Origin of the sequence: Vibrio sp. EJY3 (assembly GCF_000241385.1) — a bacterium.
GTDB lineage: Bacteria > Pseudomonadota > Gammaproteobacteria > Enterobacterales > Vibrionaceae > Vibrio > Vibrio natriegens.
This window is the reverse complement of the sequence record NC_016614.1, coordinates 1,407,878-1,429,616: the sequence shown is the minus strand read 5'-3', so window position 1 is coordinate 1,429,616 and position 21,739 is coordinate 1,407,878. Positions and strand designations below refer to the sequence as shown.

Sequence of the window (21,739 nt, the reverse complement as noted above, 5' to 3'; positions counted from 1 at the left end):
CGTCACTGAAGGTTATAACTTCAGTTTTTTCACCATGCCAGCTTCTGCGTGGCCTGGGATGTTACACGCAAACTCGACATTGTTGTCGCCGTGGAAGTGCCACAAGAGTTGCTTAGCTTTTCCTGGTTCAACCGTTACGGCATTATCTGAATCATGCATATGATTGCCAGACATGTTTTTCATCATTTCACGGTGCTCTAGCTGTTCTTTGGCTGAGCCAATTGTGAACTCATGATTTATTTTTCCCGTATTCATCACCACAAATTGGACAACGTCATTGGGTTCGATCTTCACTTCTTTTTTAAAGGTGATTTTCATGTCATCACTTAAAAGAACGTGCACGACTTTATCCGGTTTCGCTCCATTTGCAGGCATGCCGACGGCAGACGTTGCTACCATGCCTCCCATACTAGAATGATCCATGTTGGAATGGTCCATAGGCATGCTGTCGTTCTGCGCATGTTCCATAGGCATAGAGCCGTGATCCATGTTGTCATGGTTCATGGTTGAATTATCCATCTGAGCAAATACACTGCCAGAGGCTAAGGTCAGAGCAAGAGTGATCAGTGTCTTTTTCATATCGGTTTCCTTTATCGTCAATGAGGTAGTGCGCTATGGTCATTGGAACCATAGCGTTTTATGTTTATTTCTCTGTGTTTTTGTTAGGTTTTACTTCGCGCTGTTTCCAGAGCATAAAAATCGCTGGCAGTACCAGTAGAGTTAGCAGTAAGGCAGATGCCATACCACCGATCATCGGGGCAGCAATACGTTGCATTACCTGCGAGCCTGTCCCGTCGCCATACATGATTGGAATCAGACCAATAATGACGGTGAGTACGGTCATCATCACTGGACGCACACGTAGACCTGCTCCTTCGCGTATCGCATTAGTCAGATCATCTAAGCGCAGTGGCTGGCGTTTTTCTTCTGTATCCAGTTTTTTGTGGTGCCATGCTTGGTTGAGGTAAACCAGCATAATGACCCCAATCTCAACAGCGACACCCGCAAGGGCAATAAAGCCAACCCCTACCGCAATCGAGAAGTTGTAACTGAGGCTGTACATTAACCACAAGCCTCCCACCATCGCCAATGGCAGCGTCGCCATGATGATCAAGACTTCTCCGATGCGACGGAAACTGAAGTAGAGCAACATCATGATGATCACTAAAGTAATCGGCACGACCACACTGAGTCGGTCTTTCGCGCGTTCCATGTACTCATACTGACCCGACCAAGCAATAGAATAGCCTGTAGGTAAAACCAGCTGATCCGCGACGGCTTGCTGTGCTTCAATCACGTACGAACCAAGATCTCGTCCGTCGATATCAACAAACACCCAGCCATTTGGACGCGCGTTTTCTGTTTTTATCATCGGTGGACCATCTTCGTAGCGGATATCGGCCACATCAGCGAGCGCGATACGTGCACCGTTTGGTGTTACCAGCGGTAGGTTTTGCAGTTTCACCACCGAATCACGGTAGTCTTGCGGGTAACGAACGTTGATCGGGTAGCGTTCCAGACCTTCGATAGTTTCACCGACATTCATGCCTCCCACCGCAGTGGAAATCACCTGTTGAACATCTTTGATATTCAGACCGTAACGCGCAGCGACACGGCGTTTGATATCAATGGTGACGTAGCGACCGCCAGCAACACGCTCAGCGTAAACCGATGAGGTGCCAGAGACGTTATTAAGAATTGGCTCTATTTGCGCACCAATTTTTTCGATCTCTTTCAGGTCAGGGCCGGCGATTTTTATCCCGATAGGGGTTTTGATGCCAGTTGCGAGCATGTCGATACGAGTCTTAATCGGCATGACCCAGGCGTTGGTTAATCCAGGGAATTGCACCAGCTGGTCAAACTCTTTGCGCAAAGATTCTGTTGTCACGCCTTCACGCCATTCTTCACGTGGTTTAAATTGAATAACCGTTTCGATCATCGTCAGCGGGGCAGGGTCGGTTGCCGTATCCGCGCGACCAATTTTCCCCCAAACCGTTTTCACTTCCGGTACGGTCTTGATCAACTTATTGGTTTGTTGGAGCAATTCACGTGCTTTACCGATAGATATACCCGGATAGGTGGTCGGCATGTACATCAAATCGCCTTCATCCAGAGGCGGAATGAACTCACTGCCCAGTTTACTGGTCGGGTAGTAGGCCGATGCCATTAGCCCAAGAGCCAGCACGATCATCGCTTTTGGATACTTCAAACTGAGGTTCAGCAGTGGACGATAAAGTGCCACCAAGCTGCGGTTAACTGGGTTTTTGTGTTCAGGAAGTACCTTACCGCGAATAAAGTAACCCATTAATACTGGGACTAACGTGATAGCCAAAGCCGCCGCCGAGGCCATCGCGTACGTTTTAGTAAAGGCGAGAGGCGAGAACATTTTGCCTTCTTGCCCTTCCAGCGCGAACACCGGCACAAAGCTCAATGTAATGATGAGGAGCGAGAAGAATAGGGGAGCACCCACTTCTTCGGCTGCTTTACCAATTACCTGCCAACGGTTTTTGTCAGTAAGTGGCGTCCGTTCGATGTGTTTATGGACGTTTTCTATCATCACAATCGCACCGTCCACCATCGCCCCGATGGCAATAGCTATCCCGCCGAGTGACATGATATTGGCATTAATGCCTTGATAGTGCATCACAATAAAGGCAGCCAAAATACCCACTGGCAAGCTAAGAGCAATGACTAAAGAAGAGCGGATATGGAACAAGAACAAGGCACAAACGATCGCTACCACGATGAACTCTTCGGCGAGTTTTTTCCAAAGATTGTCTACCGCTGCATTGATCAACGTTGAGCGATCGTAAGTTGATACGATTTCTACGCCATCAGGCAGGCTTCGCTGCAAATCATCCAGCTTCTCTTTGACCTTACTGATGACTTCGCTGGCATTTTCACCGTAGCGCATCACAATCACGCCGCCGACGGCTTCCCCTTCACCATTTAGCTCAGAGATACCGCGACGCATTTGCGGGCCGAGATTGATGTCTGCGATGTCTCCAAGTAGGAGCGGCGTACCTTTGTCGGTCACTTTGATTGGCAGAGATTCAATGTCTTCGATGCTGGTTAAGTATCCAGTTGTGCGAACCATGTGTTCCGCTTCTGCCACTTCCACAACGGACGCCCCCGTTTCCTGGTTGCCGTTCTGGATAGCCATGTTGACTTGCTGCAGAGTGAGGTTGTAGGCGCGCAGTTTGGCTGGGTCGATCTGGACTTGGTATTGTTTGACCATCCCGCCAACAGTGGCGACCTCAGAAACCCCATCAACCGTTTGAAGTTCGTATTTTAAGAACCAGTCCTGAAAACTACGAAGCTCAGCAAGGTCGTGTTGCCCTGTTTTGTCTTGCAGTACATAGCTGTAAACCCAGCCCACACCTGTCGCGTCCGGACCTAGCGTCGGTTTTGCACTTGGCGGCAATTTCGGTGCTACCTGGCTTAGGTATTCTAAAACACGGGATCTCGCCCAGTACATGTCGGTATCATCATTGAAAATGATATAAACATACGAATCCCCGAAGAATGAATAGCCGCGCACTGTTTCTGCGCCCGGAACGGCCAACATCGCTGTGGTAAGCGGGTAAGTGACCTGATCTTCAACGACTTGCGGTGCTTGGCCTGGGTAGCTGGTTTTTATGATCACCTGAACATCAGAAAGATCGGGAATAGCATCAACAGGTGTATTCTTTACGCTGTAAAGCCCTGATAGCACAACCACTAAGGTGGCGATTAACACCATAAAGCGATTGTTGATAGACCAACGGATTATTGCTCCAATCATAGTTAGCCCTCAATCGCTTCGAGTTGTTTTAATACGTAGTCAGTGCCTTGCTTCTCGATTAGAAACCGAACTTTTTGGCCTTCCTTGAAACCAGATAAGCTGACTTCGTCACCTACTGTGAAGTTCATTTCACCAGCGTCCCAGTTCCATTCTGCAACAGGCATGTGATTTAGCGTGATCATGCCAAAGTCAGCCATGAGCATGCTGATGTCACCCGTAAGCCATACATCGGTAGCAACGACACTGCCATCTGCTTTGTAATCAATAATTTCGTACTGGCCTGAATCGGTTTTCTGCATTTCAAATTCAATGTTTTGACCTTTTTGCAGATCACCCATTTCCACGTTGTCGGCAAAGGTAAAGTTCATCACCATGCCTGGCCAATCCCATTCCGGTACTGGTTGGTGATTGATGGTGAGCATGCGATGGTCTTTCATTACATCGGTAATTTCTCCTTTCGCCCAAGCCGTTTCCGCAGTCGACTCTTGCGGAGCTGAAATACGAGAAAGATCGGCCGTTTGGCTTGATTCTGAGTCCAGCATAAAGTGCGCGGAGGTAACAATACGATCTTCTTGGCTTAGGCCTTCTAATACCTCGGCCCTGTCATCGGCTTCGCGACCGACTTTGATTCGGGTAGAACGGTACTTTCCGTTGCCTTCAGCGAGGACAACTCGGGTCATACCGCCAGAGCGAATAACGGAAGACTTAGGAATAGTCAGCACGGCATCGTCACTGACTGGTTGTAGCGCAATGTTGGCAAACATGTTTGGTTTAAGCTCGCCATTAGGGTTTGGGAACTTTAGGCGCACGCGCAGGGTTCGGGTTTTTGGATCAAGAATGGGGTAGACGTAATCAACCGTACCTTGCCAGTTTTTACCCGGAATCGCGTCTAACGTCATAGTTGCATTGCTGCCAGCTTTCATCCAGTGAGCCTGACGCTCAAACACTTCTGCATCTACCCAAACATTCTCCAGTGGACCAGCGCTAATCACGGCTTGAGCAGGTGATAAGTAACCGCCTTCGCGCACATTTAAGCTGGCGATAATACCGTCGTCTGGCGCTTTAATAGCGATGGTTTGGGAAGCTTTGCCGCGCTGAGTTATGGCTTTGATTTGCGAGCGATCGACACCAAGTGTGACCAAACGTTCAGTCGCGCCTTTGACTAAGCCACTGCGGCCAGTACGGTACGCGTTGAGCAGCTCTTCCTGCGCTTTAACCAGTTCAGGTGAGTAGAGTGTGAATAGCACGTCACCTTTACTTACTTTTTCACCAACGGCGTTGATGTAGAGCTTTTCAACCCAACCAGCAACACGAACGTTAGTTTGCCATAACTTACTCTCATCGAAGGCAATGTAACCAACGGTCTCAATACGCGGTGATAACTTCTCTACTGAAACTTGAGCGGTTTTAACCCCAAGATTGTTTTCGACAGAAGGGTCAATGGTGACCGTGCCAGGCTTATCTTGTGCTCCGGCGAGATCTTCAGCATAAACAGGAATCAAATCCATCCCCATTGGTGACTTGCCCGGTTTATCTCGTTTGTAGTTAGGATCCATCGGGGCGACCCAGTAGAGCGGATCGTTTGAGCTATTTGACGCACTATCCTCAGCCGCCATTAGTTCATGATTGGCACTCGGATTAAAATGGCTGAAACCAAAGCCTAAAGCCCCACCTACTATTAAAGCGATGGTGGCGATTTTGATAGAATTCGAACTCATTGTTACTTCCTTAATTCCGGTGCTGATACTTGATATTCAAAACCACCCAGTAAAGTTGCCAAGTTGCTATTGACGATATTTAAATCAGTGATCAAACGTTGTTGCTCGAGCTGCAGAGCAAGCTCATCGGTACTGGCCAAAATCACATCGTTGAATTGCGCGGTGTTATTTTGGTATCCCCGTTCTACTGCCCGAATCCGAGCGTTGACCTGAGGAAGTAAAGTGGTTTGATAACGCTCCAGGCGTTGGCTTAAGTTGCTGCGGTCGACCAAAAGCGTGTTCACTTTGGCGTTCATTTGCGTCAGTAATGTGTCTTTCTGTGAGCGCGCGGCTCCTACCTGATACTGCGCCGCTGCGAGGTTTTTATCTTGGCGATTGCCAGTGAATAGCGGAATATCCATCGTTAAATACGCACTGACTAAATCTGAAGCCGGCTCACCTTTCATGTTGTTTGACTGGCGATAGGCATAGGCAACTTCGACACCAAACTGCGGACTATAAGCTTGCTCGGCAATTTCAACCTGAGTTTCATTAGTTGAAATGCTGACATCGGCCATTTTCACCATTGGGTGCTGGCTAAGTAGTTGATAGTGCTGCGTAGAATCAGCCCCAGAGGCGAGGGCCTGATTTAGATTATTCCAGTTAAGTTGGTTGCTGGCTTGTAGCGATGGAGTACCTTGTTGAGAATGATTAACCAACCAGTCAGAGCCTAGCCATTCAGAAAGCTGGGCTACCAAACGTCGCTGCATTTGAGCATTAGCCTGTAACTTTTCATCCAGCTTGCTTACTTGCAGCTGTGCGTTAAGAAGGTCCTGAGCTTCGCTTTTGCCAATTGAGTAATTGGTTTGTATGAAGTTCTCCATTTCCTTCATCAAGCGGCGGTTTTCTAACATGATCTGTTCTGCTTGTTGTTGATAGCCAAGCTCAAGCCAGAGTTGAGTCATGTTATTCGCTATATCCAGCTCTCTTGCATGCACTTGCAGAGATAAGCCATCCGCTTGTTGGTTAGCTTTCTTCTGTTGAAGGTCGAGGGTAGAACCGCGCTCAAACTGCTGCATTAGACCAACTGAGATATTAGTCATCGGGTCTTCGTCGAACTTAAAACTGTCGACAGGTAGTCCGCCAACACCCACTTTTAGTTTCGGATCCATTAGCGTCGCGCTTGCAATGCCGGTCTCACGCATGGCTTCCGATTGAGCAAAGAACTGTTTGCGATTGCCATCGTTTTCAAGCGCAATATTAATCAGCTTTGCCAGTTCTTGGGTCGATTGTGCTTGAGATACATTGACTGCTTTTTCGTGTGATGGCGTTTGTGCCATCACATTAAATGCAGGCAAAGCAATCAGGGCTAGTGAGCCTATTGATGTCACTAAGTGATTTGGGGTGAATTCCATCGTTTTCATCCAAATTAATACCAGACTTGCTCGTAAACGCACAAATAGTGTGAATCGATGCGAAAGCTGGTGATTGCCGGACGTTTGGACGTTGTGATTACTTCAGCTCTTAGACGATACAAATAATCTGAGATCGTAAGGCGTTATTTGGGTAATTGGACCAATCGTCGGGCGCAATTAAACAACCTGCAAGGTTAAGCAGGGTCGAATGCTTTTATTGAATTAAACGATAGGAGGTCGGTAGAGATCGTGACTGACTTGTACGACAGGGTCATGGTTCTCAATATTGAAGGAGGCTCTTTGTGCCAGCGGAGAAAGTCTGTTTTCGGGAACGGGTAGTGAAACAAAAACAAACGAACAGGACGTTGTACAGCAGTTATGAACCATACCCGAGTTGTCCGCACAGCTCATTGGTATGTCGGAAGGGGCTGAGCTATGAGACATCGCCATACTCATATCCATACTGTGTGACCCACAGTGCTCATTTTGCTGAGTGAGTGTCTGATCTGACATCATTTTTAGGTTCATTAGTGGTGCACTGTTTACCACGCTCGATACCAAAAGGATCAGCGTTGTCAGCAGAGTCAACCAAATTGTATGCCAAGATTTAAGGTGCATACTCGTTCCAGTAAAATGAATGTATCTCGTTAATAACCCTTGGAGAGTAAAGGTTACCCTAGGGGGAAAGTCAATAGTTAATATTTGTCGATAAAAATGTAGTTAGTGAGCATTTTGTCACATGAACTTCCCGCGGTAGGATTTATCCTTAAATTAAGTAAGGGTTAAGTGGCTAACTCAGGGTAGCGTATGATCGAAATTATCATCGACGGGAAGTATCGAATTGTAGAAGAAGGGCAAACTCTTCTTGAAGCGGCAAAAGTATGTGGGGTCGAAATCCCGTCGCTTTGCGGCATGAACAAAAGTAACGAGAAAGTGCCATGTGACTTATGTGTCGTTGAGATAGAAAGTGGTGGTACCAAACGAGCGTGTGAGCTCGAAGTCTATCGAGGACTTAACGCCGTTACCCAGTCAGAGCAACTCAGTGAACACCGAAGAAAAGCCCTTAACCGAATTATGACGGACCATTACGCTGACTGCGAAGCTCCGTGTAAAACGGCTTGTCCCGCTGGTGTTGATATTCAGTCTTACCTCTACCATATCTCACAGAATGATCACCAAAAAGCGATTGAAGTGATCAAAAAAACGCTGCCAATGCCGCTATCAATCGGACGTGTTTGTCCGGCCTTTTGTGAAAGTGAATGCCGCCGTTCTTTAGTCGATGAGCCTATTGCCATTCGTCAACTTAAGCGTCACGCGGCAGACACCGATTTGGCTTCTTATGACGCTTACGTGCCGGAGAAAAAGGCGACCAAGAGCCTTAGAATTGCGGTGGTAGGCAGTGGCCCGGGGGGATTAACCACCGGCTATTATCTTTCTAACGAAGGTTATGACGTTACCGTCTTTGAGTCGATGCCAAAAGCGGGCGGGTGGCTACGCTACGGCATTCCGGAATATCGTTTACCAAAAGATATTTTGGATAAAGAGATCGAACTGATGTGCCGTAACGGCATGCAAATCGAAACCAATAAAAAGCTTGGCGTTGATTTCACGCTTTCTCAATTAAGTAAAGATTATGATGCAGTTTGTCTGGCTGTCGGAGCTTCTAAAGCGGTCGAGATGGCTTACCCGGGGAGCGATTTAAAAGGCTGTTATCTGGGCGTCGATTATTTGAAAGACTACGTAACCGAAAAAAACTATGTCACTGGCAAAAAAGTAGCCGTTATTGGTGGTGGTAACACCGCGATCGATTGTGCCCGAACCGCAAGACGTGCTGGTGCTGATACGACGTTGATTTACCGTCGAACTCGAGATGAAATGCCAGCAGAAGACTATGAAATTGTTGAAGCTGAGCATGAAGGTGTTAAGTTCCACTTTCTGACTAACCCTGCAGAAAACTTAGCTGATGAAAACGGTCGTGTTAATGCTGTTCGTTTAGAGCGGATGGCACTTGGTGCTCCGGATTCATCAGGACGCCGCAGTCCGAAACCGACAGGGGAGTTCTTTACAGAAGCATTCGATACGGTGATTGCTGCGGTATCACAGAAGACTGATTTGAGCTTCTTAGACAATGATTCGTTAGAAATACCGCTTACCCGTTGGAACACCTCAGAATCTGATGCACAAACTATGCATACCGGGACGGGGAATATTTTCAGCATTGGTGACTTCCGTCGTGGTCCGGCAACGGCCGTAGAAGCGGTTGGAGATGGGCGAGTAGCGGCGAAAGCGATCGACCTGTTCCTAAACGGAGACATGGCTGATATGCCAACGCCAGCTTTTAACTCTCGTAAAGAGCCAAAATTGTCGCAAGTTGATCCGCTTCACTTTGAAAACATCCAAAAAGTCGCTCGTACGATCATGCCGGAATTAACCCCTGAGCAGCGTGAGCAGAGTTTTGCCGAAGTTGAGCTCGGATTTGATAATGAAGAGGCAATGAAAGAAGCGGCACGTTGTCTTGAATGTGGCTGTCAGGCGAACACAGACTGTGCTTTACGAGATTATTCAACGGAATATCAAGCTGAACAGAAATTCGATGACTTGTTACAAGCTAAAGCCACTAGTGTCGTCGATCATCAAGGATGGCTTGATCTGCGAGCAAAAGATCTTCGCCATAAATACGAAGTCGACCGCAGTTCGGAGTTTATTGAGTTCGATGCCAACCGCTGTATCAGTTGTGGTCAGTGTATTCAGGCGTGTCGAGAGCAAGCCGTTCATGGCGTGCTCAGTTTTGTAAGCGATGCTAATGGCCGTCCGGCACTGAGACCGGATGATCGACCTCGATTCCGTTCAGAACAAAAAGGGAATAAGCCTAGTGGTTTAACGCTAATGGGCGATTCCAAGTGCGTGCAGTGTGGTGCGTGTGTGCAAGCGTGCCCAACGGGTGCAATGGTAGACAGCCGTGATCGATCACAAGGCCGAACTGAGGATTTGAAAGCCGTTGACACTATCTGTACCTACTGCGGTGTCGGCTGTAAGTTAACCATGTTTGTTGACGAGGCAGAGAATAAAATTCGCTATGTCAAAGGTGCTGACTCACCGGTTAACCAAGGTATGTTGTGCGTAAAAGGGCGCTTTGGTTTTGACTTCATTGGCAGCGAAGAGCGGTTAACCACGCCGCTTGTTCGTAAAGATGGATGGCTGCAACCTGCAAGTTGGGAAGAAGCTATTCAATTAGTCGCGTCTAAGTTTACGTCGATAAAACAAGATTTTGGCAGCAATGCGCTGGCGGGTTTCTCTTCAGCAAAAACCACCAACGAAGACAACTACGCGTTTCAGAAATTCATTCGCCGCGAACTCGGTACCAATAACGTTGACCATTGCGCGAGACTTTGTCATGCATCAAGCGTCACTGGGCTGGAAGCTTCACTGGGTAGTGGGGCAATGACGAATGATATTCCGAGTATCAAACACTCGGATGTGATTTTTATTATCGGTTCAGACACCACTTCTGCGCATCCAATCATCGCATCTCATATCAAGCAAGCTATTCGTCATCATGGTGCACGTCTGGTGGTGGCTGATCCAAAACGTGTCGATATTGTTGAGCATGCAGAGCTTTATTTAGCACATCGTCCCGGTACGGATGTCATGCTACTAAATGGCGTAATGCAGCTGATTATTAAGAATGGCTGGTTTGATCAGGAGTACATCGAAGAGCGCGTTGATGGCTTTGATACCTTACTGCAAGAAGTGATGTCACCCGCTTACAACCTGGACAAAGTAGAACTGGTCACGGGTGTGAAAGCCGACGATATTTTCGCCATGGCACGTATGATTGGGACTGCCAAGCGTACGGCTGTGTATTATTCGATGGGGATTACGCAGCATACCACCGGGCATGATAACGTTCGTTCGATTGCTAACCTGCAATTGTTGTGTGGAAACATTGGTATCGAAGGTGGAGGCATCAACCCATTGCGCGGTCAGTCAAACGTGCAAGGGGCGTGCGACATGGGGGCATTGCCAAACTGCTATCCGGGCTATCAAAAAGTCTATAACCCAATGGTACGACAGAAGTTTGCCATAGAATGGAATGCGCCCGATTTGTCGGCAGAGCAAGGGTTAACTCTGACTGAAATTATTGATGCCGCATGCAAACGAGAAGTTCGAGGCATGTACATCATGGGTGAAAACCCAGTATTGAGTGACCCAAACCAAGCGCATGTCATTGAAGGCTTAGAGGCACTGGATTTCTTGGTTGTGCAGGATATCTTCCTTACTGAAACGGCGCAGTATGCCGATGTGGTTCTGCCTTCTTGCTCATTTGCTGAAAAATCAGGGCATTTCACTAACACTGAGCGTCGGGTACAGCGTGTGAATGCTGTTGTTACCGCTCCGGGAGAGGCCAAAGAGGATTGGTGGATCATTCAAGAGCTGGCTAACGCGATGGGTAGTGACTGGAATTATCACTGCGTGTCTGAAATTACCAGCGAGATTGCTCGTGTGACGCCTCAGTATGCGGGTTTACGTTGGGACGCTATCACGCCAAATGGTGTGCAATGGCCGAGCAACAAGAATAATCCGAACGGCACGCGAATCATGCACCAAACCCAGTTTACCCGTGGTAAAGGGCAAATGGTGGGCATTCCATTCCGGTATGCCGCTGAACTTCCAGATGAAGAGTATCCTTTGGTACTGACAACCGGCCGAGTGTTGGAGCAGTTCCATACCGGGACCATGACGCGAAAAACGAAAGGGTTGGATAATCTTGCAGGACCGAGAGCCATGATCAGCGTCGAAGATGCCGAGGCTTTGGGGATCAGCAATGGTCAGCGCCTGAAAATATCGACACGTCGTGGTCATATCGAAATTGATGCGTTTGTAACCAAGAGAATGCAAAAAGGGGTGGTGTTTATTCCTTTCCACTTTGTTGAATCGCCAGTTAACCGCTTAACAACTACGGCAACGGATCCGCATGCGAAAATCCCAGAATTTAAGGTTGCGGCGGTAAAAGTTGAAATAGTAGAACCCGTTAAGACTGAGAGTATAACTACCGAACACGTACATACGGATTAGGCAGACAGGATAAAACGGGCTTCGCATTGAGCCTCGAAAAGAAATGGGCAGGAATCATAATATGATCCCTGCCCTTTTTTATGTGAATTGGACGCGAGATTGTCAGAGAATTGACTGTTTCTGACGGCCCTCTGTTATTCAGGCAAGTTCTATAACCTAAAATTTGCTGAGCTCCTATACTCAGACTACAACGTTGAGTTTTTATAACAACAAGAGGCACTTGCATGACAAGAACAACCTCATTAGCAGTCGTTTTTTTATTGATGTGCGCATATTTTGGATACAACCGATTTTATGTGTACCCAAAGCAGTTGGAATCTCAAGCCGAATCAATGCTACTTAAGATGGCAAATCGAGAAGAATGGCTGGATGCGTTCGAAGTGATGAACCGAGTTGATGCACACAAAGGTTACTTAGAGCTTGCAGCACAAATCAAATCTTCCGATGGCAATCGAGCCTATAGTGAAGGCTTTATCACCTACAGTGACCGCCAGGGCATGGTCTGTAAAGAAGTTGTGTTTGATTTTAAGATAGACTCTTTAAATAACTACACAATTTCTCAAATACGTGACTGCTCTATGGGCGAGTACTATTAAAAGATGCACAGCGTTTGGTACGCTGTTAATCGAGCGACTTCTTAAACCTGAGAGAAGCAACTAAGAGACCGAGTATGGTAAATCCGACTAGCCATAACGTATCTCGCCATAAATCGAATAAGTCCGCACCGCGTAGCACAATTCCTCTAATCATCCGCATGAAGTGGGTGGCGGGAAGCACTTCCGATATCCATTGTGCCGCCACTGGCATTCCTTCATAGGGAAACATAAAACCAGACAACAGAATGGATGGCAGCAGAATAAACACGGTCATCTGCATGGCTTGAAGTTGTGTTTTTGCGATGGTGGATATCATCAGGCCTAAGGTCAGACTCGCCGCGATAAAGAGCAATGTCCCAAACAGCATTTGGCTGATGGCACCGTTGATAGGAACGCCAAAAATCCAATGGCCGAGACCTAAAATGATAAAGACTTGAATCAAGCCGACGAAGATATAAGGCACGATCTTCGCAATCATCAACTCAATTGAGTGGATTGGTGTCGTGATGAGAAGTTCTAAGTTACCTCGTTCTCGCTCCCGAACAATAGCCGCACTGGTAAATAAGATCATCGTCATGGTGAGAATGACGCCGAGTAACCCCGGAACAATGTTTACCGCAGAACGGCGGCTAGGGTTGTAGTAAAGCGCAACCTCAAACGTTTTGGTCGGTCTGGATCGGATCTCGAAGTCAAAGTCTGTGAGAGGCATGGTTTGCAGCGACAATATCGCTGAGCTGATCATGGTATCTGAACCATCGACGATCCATTGGCCCAGTTCGCGCCCTTGCATCATGCGTTGCGTAAGGTCGCTCGGTAAAATCAGCACTGCTCGCACAAGCCCGTCCTGGATGGCTTGCTCTGCTTCTTGAGCAGTGGCATAGGTCTCTTTGATATCGACAACCTGAGTGACTTCAACTGACTGAGCAATGATTCGCCCGGCCGTACTGCCACTTTGATCGACGACACCAACCGGAATATTGCGAATATCCGTATTGATTGCGAACCCGAACAACAGTAATTGAATAAGCGGGATCATCACGACCATGCCAAAGGTGATCCTATCTCGGGAAAGTTGACGAATTTCCTTGATCATCACGGCTTTCATTCGGGCTATTGGCTTGATCATTGGCGACCTTTCCCTGTTACAGTGACGAAGACATCTTCCAGACTTGGTCGTGCATGATTCATTTCGGCATGTTCTAATTCCGGAAATGTCTGTTTGAGCCAATTTATTGGATGCTCAACATGCTGGTGGATCAGAATGCGCAAACGAACCCCTAATTGAGCGGCAGAACGAACCTCATCACGTTGAAGGAGTTTTTCTTTTAACTCACGCAGTTTGTCTGATTTGACTTCAATAATGTTCACGCCCATATTTTCCATCAACTGTTCCGGCTCGCCATCGGCACGAATTTCACCTGATTCCATAATAGCCAGACGATGGCAACGTTCGGCTTCGTCCATGTAATGGGTGGTTACTAAAATGGTGGTGCCTTGGTCGCATAAATCAAACAACTGTTCCCAAAACTCACGTCGGTTTTCAGGATCGACGGCGGAGGTAGGCTCATCAAGAAACAGAAGTTCGGGGTTATGCATTGTTGCAGCAGCAAGAGAAAGACGCTGTTTTTGCCCGCCACTCATGCCGCTGACTCGTTGCTTTCGTAGCTGATCTAACCCATAGGTTCTCAATTGTTCTTCAATCCGGGTTTTAAGCGCTTTGCTACCCAGACCAAAAATTTGGCCAATAAATTCGAGGTTTTCTTGAACCGAGAGATCGTCATAAAGCGAAAATTTCTGAGTCATGTAGCCGATCTTGAGCCGCAGCATTTCGGACTGCCTAGGAATCTCCAGCCCAAGAACATCGACGTTGCCTTCCGTAGGGCTGAGCAAACCTGTCAGTACACGAATAGTCGTCGACTTACCGCAGCCATTCGGACCTAAAAAGCCGTAGATAGAGCCTTTGGGAACATTCAGTGTGATGTCGTTGATCGCCGTGAAATTACCGAATTTCTTGACGACATTCTTAGCCTGAATGGCGTATTCCGTCATCGCGTTACTCCACTAGGTCAACTTGAGCTGGCACACCAGAAGGCAGCGTTTTTGCCGACTCAGGTAAATCGACTTCAGCCAGGTACATCAAACGCGAACGTTCTTCTTCTGTGAGCGCGAAATAAGGTGTAAATGACGGTTCAGTGGCTACCCAGCGTACGGTTCCCTGTAAAGGACTTGCTAGCCCATCCACGTTAACCGTAACGGTTTTTCCCGGGACAAAACTAAGACGAAATTTAGCAGGAACGTAAACTCGGGCGTAGGGGACCCTGCTCGCTTGTATTACCGCAACGATACCATTCACTGGCACTCGCTCCCCAAGGTTGTAGGGTAAGTTATCCAACGTTCCATCGCGTGTGGCGGTAATGGTCAGTTCTGCAAGTTTCTGCTCTTGCAACGCAACATCTGCTTTCGCTGCCATCAATTCCGCTTTAGCCTGATCAATATCTTCAGGCCGAGAGCCGGCAGTGAGCTTGCTGAACTCTTCTTTGGCGGAGTTCAACTCAGCCCGAGCTGAATCTCTTGCTGCTAGGGCGGAGTCTTTCTCCGATTGGCTAATGAGCTTTTTTCTGACCAGTTCGACTGTGCGTTGATAGCTTTTCTGAGCTTCTGTGAGTTGTGCTTCCGCTCTTGCGACTTTTGCCGAGGCGGCAGCGATGTCTTCAGGACGCTCACCGTTAGTTAACTTCAAGAGATAAGCTTCGGCTTTGGCTTGCTCGGCTACTGTATGAGCGAGCACCGCTTGTTGGTTCTTGGTATCCAGTTGCACGAGGACTTCACCTTCACTGACTTGGCTGCCTTCCTTGACGGGTAGAGCGCGAATTATCTCATTTGAAGTTGCGGTAAAAGTGACGCGGTCACGCTCTAGTGTTCCAAGTGCCTGATGTGTGTTGTCTTTTGAACATGCAGTCAGTAGAGCAATAATTAAGGTGCCAAAGATAATTCGCTTCATAGTGCGGTGCTTCCCTGAAAGATGTTTAGACAAGTCATTTTGATGCTCTGAAATTACTGGATACATTTCAGCAGTGAACGAGCTTTACTAGAGCTTAGCATGGAATGAAGAAACTATTCTTTTAAAATTTAGAGGCTTAGGTTCGCAACTGAAATGCCAGGAGGTTAGTGTGCAGAATCGAGAGCATGATCGAGTTTTGTACTTCTTTATGATGTATCCGCAGGTGCGGTTAGTGAGTAAGCCAGCAATTAATCGGCTGTCGATATAACGTCTTTTGAGAACAAAGCCCAACCGCGGCTGGGCTGTATTTAGATTGTTTATTGTCGTTACGTTAAACGAAAATTTTTCCTTTCAGGTAAAGCACACCATCACCGGAAACTTCAACGCTGTTATCGTTTACTTGGCAGTGCAATACGCCACCTCGAGCCGAGGCTTGATAGGCAACAAGTGAGGTCTTGCCAAGCTCCTCTGTCCAAAATGGCGCGAGTCCTGCGTGTATAGAACCCGTTACCGGATCTTCGTCACCACCGTTAGCAGGCCAAAAGTAGCGCGAAACAAAGTCATAATCAGTGCCTTTGGCGGTAACGACGACGTCATAAGGAGCAAGTTGTTTAAGCTGCTCAGATTGATATTGAACGTCCAGCACTTCTTGTTGGTTTTCCAATATGACAAAGTACGCTTGCGGGCTTAATAGCACTCGGTCTACTTTGCAATTCAGTCCTTCTATCAGTTGTGTAGGAATAGTGCTGACTGGTTCAGGTGGTCGGGCAGGGAAGGTCATTTCGATCTTGCTCAAAGCATTTTTCACAACACTGAGTTTACCAACATTTAGTGTGTGAAATTCGATAGTACCGTCGACATTGAGTTGGTCGAATAAAACCATGGCTGAAGCAAGTGTTGCGTGGCCACAAAAGTCAATTTCTGTCAGTGGCGAGAACCAGCGGATTTCATATTGATTTTCGTTAATCTGTTTTAGAAATGCGGTCTCAGAGAGGTTATTCTCAGCAGCGATATTTTGCATGAGCTCAGGTGCTAACCATTCAGTAACAGGGACGACAGCGGCAGAGTTGCCTTTAAATTGTGCATCTGTGAATGCGTCTACAACATAAATATCTAATTCCATTTATTTTCCCTTTTTCCACGAGCTCAAACGAAGTTTCATACTCACTATACTGAAACGCCTTCCGAAAAGGGAAGGCGTTTTGAAGGATATCAGTTTAAATTTTCTAATTAGCTTGTGTATTTGGCTTTCATTCGGAGTGCGACGTTAACCAACGCTATTAATACTGGCACCTCAATCAGTGGGCCAATCACACCAGCGAACGCTTGGTCGGAATTTAAACCAAATACCGCGATAGAAACTGCGATAGCGAGTTCGAAGTTGTTACCAGTCGCTGTATAAGCAATAGAAGCATTTTTGTCGTATGGGAGACCGATTTTTTTACCGATAAAGAAGCTAACAAAAAACATCAATACGAAGTAAATAGCCAGTGGAACTGCGACTCGGAATACATCCATAGGAAGCTCTAAAATCATTTCACCTTTTAAGCTGAACATCAAAACAATGGTTGCAAGCAGAGCGACTAACGTGATCGGAGAAATTCGCGGGATGAACTCGTCTTTGTACCATTGCTCCCCCTTAGCTACGACTAGCCACTTACGGCTGAGAAAGCCAGCGAGAAAAGGGATGCCAAGGTAAATCAGAACGCTTTCAGCAATATCTCCCATAGAGATATCAACGATGAAACCTTCATAGCCAAAATAGGGCGGCAGTACCGTAATAAACAGCCATGCCATCACGCTGTAAGTCAGAATTTGAAAAGCACTGTTCAAAGCGACCAGCGCGGCCCCATACTCTTTGTTACCGCCGCCGATGTCGTTCCACACCAGAACCATAGCGATGCAACGAGCAAGACCAATGAGGATTATCCCAACCATATAGCCTGGATGATCACCAAGGAATGTCAGCGCAAGAATGAACATCAGAATCGGACCAACAATCCAGTTCATTATTAATGAAAGTGTGATGGCTTTTTTGTCTCTCGTCACCGTTCCCAGCAAGCCGTAGTCAACTTTCGCCAGTGGCGGGTACATCATCAGGATCAAGCCAATAGCCAGTGGTATGTTGGTACTGCCGACTGACATGGCTTCGTTCCATTGTGCTACTTGAGGGAAAACGGCACCGATAGCAACACCAATTGCCATTGCGACGAAGATCCATACTGTGAGGTATCGATCCAGAAAACTCATTTTATTACTGGCACTACTTAAAACTTCAGTGGTCATCGTGTCTTCCTCGTATATCGTCGAAAGACGATTATTGAGTTTGCGCTTACTCATCTTAACGTGTAAGGCGGAATCAGTTAGTTGAAAAGGTTTGAGAATTCAGTGCTGAAACTATTCAGTGTTTCTCGCTGAATACGGTAGCAAACTTTTGGTGGATTAGGCTCGGCAGTAATAAAGCCTGCCTGTTTTAGAATTCGTAAGTGCTCAGAAACGGTGGATTGCGCCAGGCCCAGCTCAGAGACTAAATCACTATTCAAGCAGTTGTCCATTGTGTCTAACTTATGGAGGATATGCAGGATACGTATCCGTGCAGGGTGTGATAAAGCTTTTGCCTGTGCAGCCAAGGTTTTTTCTTTGTTCAGTTGTTGCTCAGTCGTTTCAAAAGAAACCTGGCAGGTATTATCGCATTTATCACTCATCTGTCGGTCTTTATAGTTAATCGTCGAATTGCGATTAAGTGTACGTGGTACGAGTGGGTTGTGCAAGTTGATCCTGAGGATAGCAAGTATGGAGAGAAAGAAAGCAGAACCTAAAGACGTTGGGGGTATCAGGAGCTAAGGCTCTGCTTTGCAAAGGGGGAATTACGACCAGTGGAACATCTCGTTGAGGTGGACCAGAGCCATCACTTCTAGTTTGCTGTGCGACTGAATGAGGCGTTTTTGGAAAAAGTTCGCCATCGGTGCTTTATCTGGTTTTGACATCATGTTTATTTCTCCTTCTCGTGCTGACAAATTCAGTATGTTGAGAAAAGGGGACTAATAAAACAGAGTGAATTTATTATTTTTGTTCCTGTTAAGGCTAAAATTAAGCGGACGTTGGGCTTTTTGGCGCGAGAAAAGGCGGAAAAGAGGAACTCATTAGTTCGAGATTTTCTTATTTTTTTTCTCCTAACTTCAGTAAAATACTCCATTCCCAAAAGCCTCATCAAAAGATAAGGAAAAGCTCCGTGTCTGATCTGAATTTGTTTCGTTACTATCAACGTTTAATGCCGTTTGAAGTTGGTAAGGAAACGAAAACCACGCTCCATGAGATTGCTGAGTTATTGTTTGTGTCGCCTCGTCATGCGCGAAGCCTGTTGGCTCAAATGCAGCAGCATGAATGGTTGAGCTGGCAGCCTAAAGCAGGCCGAAATCATCGTTCTACCTTATTAATGAATGTTGAACTGAGTGCATTGAAGGAAACGCTCGCACGAGAGCGAATTAAGTCAGGAAAATACGAAAAAGCGCTCTCCATATTAGATGAAGACGAAGCGGCTTTTGGGCGATTACTGAAAACGACTTCTGGTGCCTCACTTCAAGAAGGCCAACTCAATATACAGCTGACCTATAAGCGGACGTTTGAACGTGTAGTGCCGCATCAACTTCAGAGAAGCAGTGAACGATTTTTGCTACGACAAATATACTGTTGCTTAGTTGCTAGCGACAATGATGGCCAGGTTAAAGCGGAACTGGCACATCATTGGCGATATGACGAGGCCAAGTACGAGTGGACTTTCTATCTTCGTCCCAGACTGACTTTCCATAATGGTAGCCCCATTGATGCAGATACGGTTGTAAGCCTGTTTAATAAGTTAAAGCTTCTCGATTACTACGAAAAAGATTTGGCCCATGTCGAAACGATAACTGCCCCGAATCCGCTCAAGGTGATTTTTACTTTGAACACGCCTGATTTGGGTTTCGCGGGACTGATTTCCGGGGTGAAATATGGCATCCAGCCTGCGAGTCAGGTCAATGAGGCAAATAATCGACTCGTTGTTGGGAGTGGTCCTTTTTCGGTGATCGAACATAATGAAAACCGTTTAAAGCTACAGGCGTTTGAAGGCTACTATTCTTGTCGAGTGCTGACCGACCAAGTGACCATATGGATTGTCGATGACGAAAAGATGGAAAATCCCTCCTTATCTTCAAACTCAGAACTGGTTGAGGCTAATACGGATGATGGCGCGTGTCTTCACTATATGTCGATGAGTGATGCACAGACATATGCGGCAAATAAAAGAAGCCGAATCGAAGACGGCTGCTTGTTTGCTTTGTTTAACCACCGGGCGAAGCACGCGTTGTCTTTGGCACAACGTCGTTATATCGCCGAATTGATTCAACCCAAGTATTTGGTTGAAATCATGAAAAGTGAAAATATCGTGTTCGGTAGCATTCCTGCGTTCAATTTATTGCCAACCTGGAGACCGGTTCTCCGTCCGTTTGGTGAAGAAACCAAGCTACCCAAACACATCAGTATTGCTGGTTATAACTATACGGCTTTGCGGCGGTGCGCTCGTGCTATCTCACGCCAATTAGAAAGTACGGGTTGTAAAGTAGAGACCGTGATGTACTCATATCGAGAGTTGAGTGAGCGAGCACGCAATGGCACGCTGAATGAAACACTCGTGGTGACCAATATCAATTTGGATGACAATCGGCATGCATCGGCTTTCAGCAATTTTTATACACACACCGTTTTGCATAATACCTTGAATCAGGAAAATGCAGTGTGGCTGGATGAGCAACTTGAACGACTTCGGGCAAATACTCAGCTCGAAGACTATTTGGAAGCGCTAGAACCGATTGCTTCAACGCTGGTCAGTGAATATTGGATTGCACCCATGTTTCATCACACCCAAACGCTACGTTTTCAGGGGGTACTCGAAGACGTAGCGCTGACTAACTGGGGCTGGCCAGACATACGTTCAGTGTGGTCAGCGGATTAGCATTAGCTAGAGATCGTATACGCGCTACAACGGTGATTCGACAACCACATATTTACGCTGATCTCGTAAAGGGAGAAACCAAGCGTTTTGATATTGAAAGTAAGTTTGTCCATTCACCACTACCGTTTTCTTAGTGCTAGGCAAAGAGTCAACAATCTCTCCTTTTTTGAATGGACTGTTCGAGGACACATTAGTTGAAGTCGAGCTGGAGCTTTGCGTGACGGTCGCACTATTTGAGCCGGAATAGCTTACCACTTCGCTTCCATCGATGACTGTGTAGTTTCCCGCCGGTGGACTTTCTACGTACACGTAGCGATCGCCACTTTTCTTATAATAAGCATCCTGAATGATAGCGTAAGTAATACCAGCAAAAATCGCGAACGTCGCGATATCGACTAAGTCTCGGTGATAGTAGTAATAATGGCCGCGGTATGGTGGGTAACGATGCCCACTGCGTACATAAATATAAGTCGAATGATGTTTAGGCGGTCTAATCACCACGGGAGGACGGTGGTAACTCGGTGGTCTGCTGACATTCGGAGGACGATGATAGCTTGGTGGTCTATGCTGAGAAGGTGGATGAGTTGGCTTTACTGTTGGACGTTGCACCGGACGGGTCTGATGCTTATTCCCTGGTTGAGTAATTGGGCGCACGGAAGGTTCGTTGTGTGGCTTAGCCGACACCGATGTGCTGCCTATAAGGAAAAACGTCAAGGCTGTAACAACCCATCTGCTAATTAAACCGCGTTTCATAAAACGTCTCCGTTACATATTGGAGAGCAAATATACTCATACCTAATTATAACAGAGCATCAGGCTTAGGAAGTGTTCTTCCGTTGCTCGAGTACGAGAGACAAAAGACGTACTAATAAGGATTGAGCTTCAGGGGATAGTAAGCGTGCGATAGAAGCAAGGTCCTGTTCTGTCACATGTTCTACACCCCTGACGTCGAGAGAGAGATCAAGATCAGTGAGCTGCATTGATCTTAAGATTGAACGGTATTGTGAAAGCTTGAGGTCAGATTCACCGCGCTCAATTCTTTGATAGGTTTTTACGCTCATCCCTGCCATTTTGGCAATTTGTTCACGGGAAAAACCCATCTCTTTTCGTCTTTTGATCAGTGCTTCAATAATAGGGTCGACATGCATAGCTTCTCCAGACAGGACTGTTTTGACCTAAT

General features: G+C 46.8%; 17 protein-coding genes. 3 read left to right on the top strand and 14 right to left on the bottom strand.

The features are described 5' to 3' along the window. Window positions 1-12: 12 nt before the first annotated feature. The 5 genes from VEJY3_RS22240 to VEJY3_RS22220 form a co-directional block, all read right to left on the bottom strand. Window positions 13-579, bottom strand: a complete 567-nt coding sequence (locus VEJY3_RS22240) for a cupredoxin family protein (protein ID WP_014234682.1) — start codon at window positions 577-579, stop codon at window positions 13-15. Between the two features lie 64 nt (window positions 580-643). Then, window positions 644-3,784, bottom strand: coding sequence for an efflux RND transporter permease subunit (locus VEJY3_RS22235; protein WP_014234681.1), 3,141 nt, complete (start codon window positions 3,782-3,784; stop codon window positions 644-646). 2 nt (window positions 3,785-3,786) lie between these two features. After that, window positions 3,787-5,502, bottom strand: coding sequence for an efflux RND transporter periplasmic adaptor subunit (locus VEJY3_RS22230; RefSeq protein ID WP_014234680.1), 1,716 nt, complete (start codon window positions 5,500-5,502; stop codon window positions 3,787-3,789). 2 nt (window positions 5,503-5,504) lie between these two features. Next, window positions 5,505-6,821, bottom strand: a complete 1,317-nt coding sequence (locus tag VEJY3_RS22225) for a TolC family protein (protein WP_237708205.1) — start codon at window positions 6,819-6,821, stop codon at window positions 5,505-5,507. Between the two features lie 297 nt (window positions 6,822-7,118). Continuing rightward, window positions 7,119-7,514, bottom strand: a complete 396-nt coding sequence (locus tag VEJY3_RS22220) for a hypothetical protein (protein ID WP_041170426.1) — start codon at window positions 7,512-7,514, stop codon at window positions 7,119-7,121. 189 nt (window positions 7,515-7,703) lie between these two features. On the opposite strand from VEJY3_RS22220, the gene fdhF reads away from it, so the two are divergent. Further along, entirely contained in the window at window positions 7,704-11,972 is a 4,269-nt protein-coding gene (gene fdhF, locus VEJY3_RS22215) for a formate dehydrogenase subunit alpha (RefSeq protein ID WP_014234678.1), read from the top strand. A 224-nt stretch (window positions 11,973-12,196) separates the two neighbouring features. Beyond that, on the top strand, window positions 12,197-12,568 hold the full coding sequence (locus VEJY3_RS22210) for a hypothetical protein (RefSeq protein ID WP_014234677.1): 372 nt from the start codon (window positions 12,197-12,199) through the stop codon (window positions 12,566-12,568). Window positions 12,569-12,593: 25 nt separating this feature from the next. Here VEJY3_RS22210 and VEJY3_RS22205 read toward each other — a convergent pair whose 3' ends face one another. The 7 genes from VEJY3_RS22205 to VEJY3_RS26100 form a co-directional block, all read right to left on the bottom strand. Further along, window positions 12,594-13,694, bottom strand: a complete 1,101-nt coding sequence (locus tag VEJY3_RS22205; RefSeq protein ID WP_014234676.1) for an ABC transporter permease — start codon at window positions 13,692-13,694, stop codon at window positions 12,594-12,596. Beyond that, window positions 13,691-14,617 carry an ABC transporter ATP-binding protein gene (locus VEJY3_RS22200; RefSeq protein ID WP_014234675.1) on the bottom strand — a complete coding sequence of 309 codons (927 nt, stop codon included), beginning with the start codon at window positions 14,615-14,617 and terminating at the stop codon, window positions 13,691-13,693. Before VEJY3_RS22200 ends, VEJY3_RS22205 begins: the two co-directional genes overlap by 4 nt. A 4-nt stretch (window positions 14,618-14,621) precedes the next feature. Further along, window positions 14,622-15,569, bottom strand: coding sequence for an HlyD family secretion protein (locus VEJY3_RS22195; RefSeq protein ID WP_014234674.1), 948 nt, complete (start codon window positions 15,567-15,569; stop codon window positions 14,622-14,624). Window positions 15,570-15,900: 331 nt separating this feature from the next. Further along, the gene (locus VEJY3_RS22190) at window positions 15,901-16,692 is read right to left on the bottom strand and encodes a PhzF family phenazine biosynthesis protein (protein ID WP_014234673.1); all 792 of its coding nucleotides are present in this window, start codon (window positions 16,690-16,692) and stop codon (window positions 15,901-15,903) included. A 107-nt stretch (window positions 16,693-16,799) separates the two neighbouring features. After that, window positions 16,800-17,855, bottom strand: a complete 1,056-nt coding sequence (arsB, locus tag VEJY3_RS22185; RefSeq protein ID WP_014234672.1) for an ACR3 family arsenite efflux transporter — start codon at window positions 17,853-17,855, stop codon at window positions 16,800-16,802. Window positions 17,856-17,932: 77 nt separating this feature from the next. Next, a complete protein-coding gene (locus tag VEJY3_RS22180) occupies window positions 17,933-18,274 on the bottom strand; it encodes a helix-turn-helix transcriptional regulator (protein WP_014234671.1) in 342 nt (113 codons plus the stop codon). Between the two features lie 162 nt (window positions 18,275-18,436). Continuing rightward, window positions 18,437-18,559 carry a hypothetical protein gene (locus VEJY3_RS26100; RefSeq protein WP_020335323.1) on the bottom strand — a complete coding sequence of 41 codons (123 nt, stop codon included), beginning with the start codon at window positions 18,557-18,559 and terminating at the stop codon, window positions 18,437-18,439. 242 nt (window positions 18,560-18,801) lie between these two features. Between VEJY3_RS26100 and VEJY3_RS22175 the strand changes: the two genes are divergently transcribed. Then, the gene (locus VEJY3_RS22175; RefSeq protein ID WP_014234670.1) at window positions 18,802-20,559 is read left to right on the top strand and encodes an SgrR family transcriptional regulator; all 1,758 of its coding nucleotides are present in this window, start codon (window positions 18,802-18,804) and stop codon (window positions 20,557-20,559) included. Window positions 20,560-20,583: 24 nt separating this feature from the next. On the opposite strand, the gene VEJY3_RS22170 is transcribed toward VEJY3_RS22175, so the two are convergent. Both VEJY3_RS22170 and VEJY3_RS22165 read right to left on the bottom strand, forming a co-directional pair. Continuing rightward, window positions 20,584-21,312, bottom strand: a complete 729-nt coding sequence (locus tag VEJY3_RS22170; protein ID WP_014234669.1) for a DUF6515 family protein — start codon at window positions 21,310-21,312, stop codon at window positions 20,584-20,586. A gap of 65 nt (window positions 21,313-21,377) precedes the next feature. Next, window positions 21,378-21,707 carry a helix-turn-helix domain-containing protein gene (locus VEJY3_RS22165; RefSeq protein WP_014234668.1) on the bottom strand — a complete coding sequence of 110 codons (330 nt, stop codon included), beginning with the start codon at window positions 21,705-21,707 and terminating at the stop codon, window positions 21,378-21,380. Window positions 21,708-21,739: the final 32 nt, after the last annotated feature.

Coding starts and splice junctions, on each gene's coding strand:
- VEJY3_RS22170 (WP_014234669.1), bottom strand. CDS start 21,312: ATGAAACGCGGTTTAATTAGCAGATGGGTTGTTACAGCCTTGACGTTT.
- VEJY3_RS22220 (WP_041170426.1), bottom strand. CDS start 7,514: ATGCACCTTAAATCTTGGCATACAATTTGGTTGACTCTGCTGACAACG.
- VEJY3_RS22200 (WP_014234675.1), bottom strand. CDS start 14,617: ATGACGGAATACGCCATTCAGGCTAAGAATGTCGTCAAGAAATTCGGT.
- VEJY3_RS22195 (WP_014234674.1), bottom strand. CDS start 15,569: ATGAAGCGAATTATCTTTGGCACCTTAATTATTGCTCTACTGACTGCA.
- VEJY3_RS22180 (WP_014234671.1), bottom strand. CDS start 18,274: ATGAGTGATAAATGCGATAATACCTGCCAGGTTTCTTTTGAAACGACT.
- arsB (WP_014234672.1), bottom strand. CDS start 17,855: ATGACCACTGAAGTTTTAAGTAGTGCCAGTAATAAAATGAGTTTTCTG.
- VEJY3_RS22205 (WP_014234676.1), bottom strand. CDS start 13,694: ATGATCAAGCCAATAGCCCGAATGAAAGCCGTGATGATCAAGGAAATT.
- VEJY3_RS26100 (WP_020335323.1), bottom strand. CDS start 18,559: ATGATGTCAAAACCAGATAAAGCACCGATGGCGAACTTTTTCCAAAAA.
- VEJY3_RS22225 (WP_237708205.1), bottom strand. CDS start 6,821: ATGGCACAAACGCCATCACACGAAAAAGCAGTCAATGTATCTCAAGCA.
- VEJY3_RS22240 (WP_014234682.1), bottom strand. CDS start 579: ATGAAAAAGACACTGATCACTCTTGCTCTGACCTTAGCCTCTGGCAGT.
- VEJY3_RS22210 (WP_014234677.1), top strand. CDS start 12,197: ATGACAAGAACAACCTCATTAGCAGTCGTTTTTTTATTGATGTGCGCA.
- VEJY3_RS22230 (WP_014234680.1), bottom strand. CDS start 5,502: ATGAGTTCGAATTCTATCAAAATCGCCACCATCGCTTTAATAGTAGGT.
- VEJY3_RS22235 (WP_014234681.1), bottom strand. CDS start 3,784: ATGATTGGAGCAATAATCCGTTGGTCTATCAACAATCGCTTTATGGTG.
- fdhF (WP_014234678.1), top strand. CDS start 7,704: ATGATCGAAATTATCATCGACGGGAAGTATCGAATTGTAGAAGAAGGG.
- VEJY3_RS22190 (WP_014234673.1), bottom strand. CDS start 16,692: ATGGAATTAGATATTTATGTTGTAGACGCATTCACAGATGCACAATTT.
- VEJY3_RS22165 (WP_014234668.1), bottom strand. CDS start 21,707: ATGCATGTCGACCCTATTATTGAAGCACTGATCAAAAGACGAAAAGAG.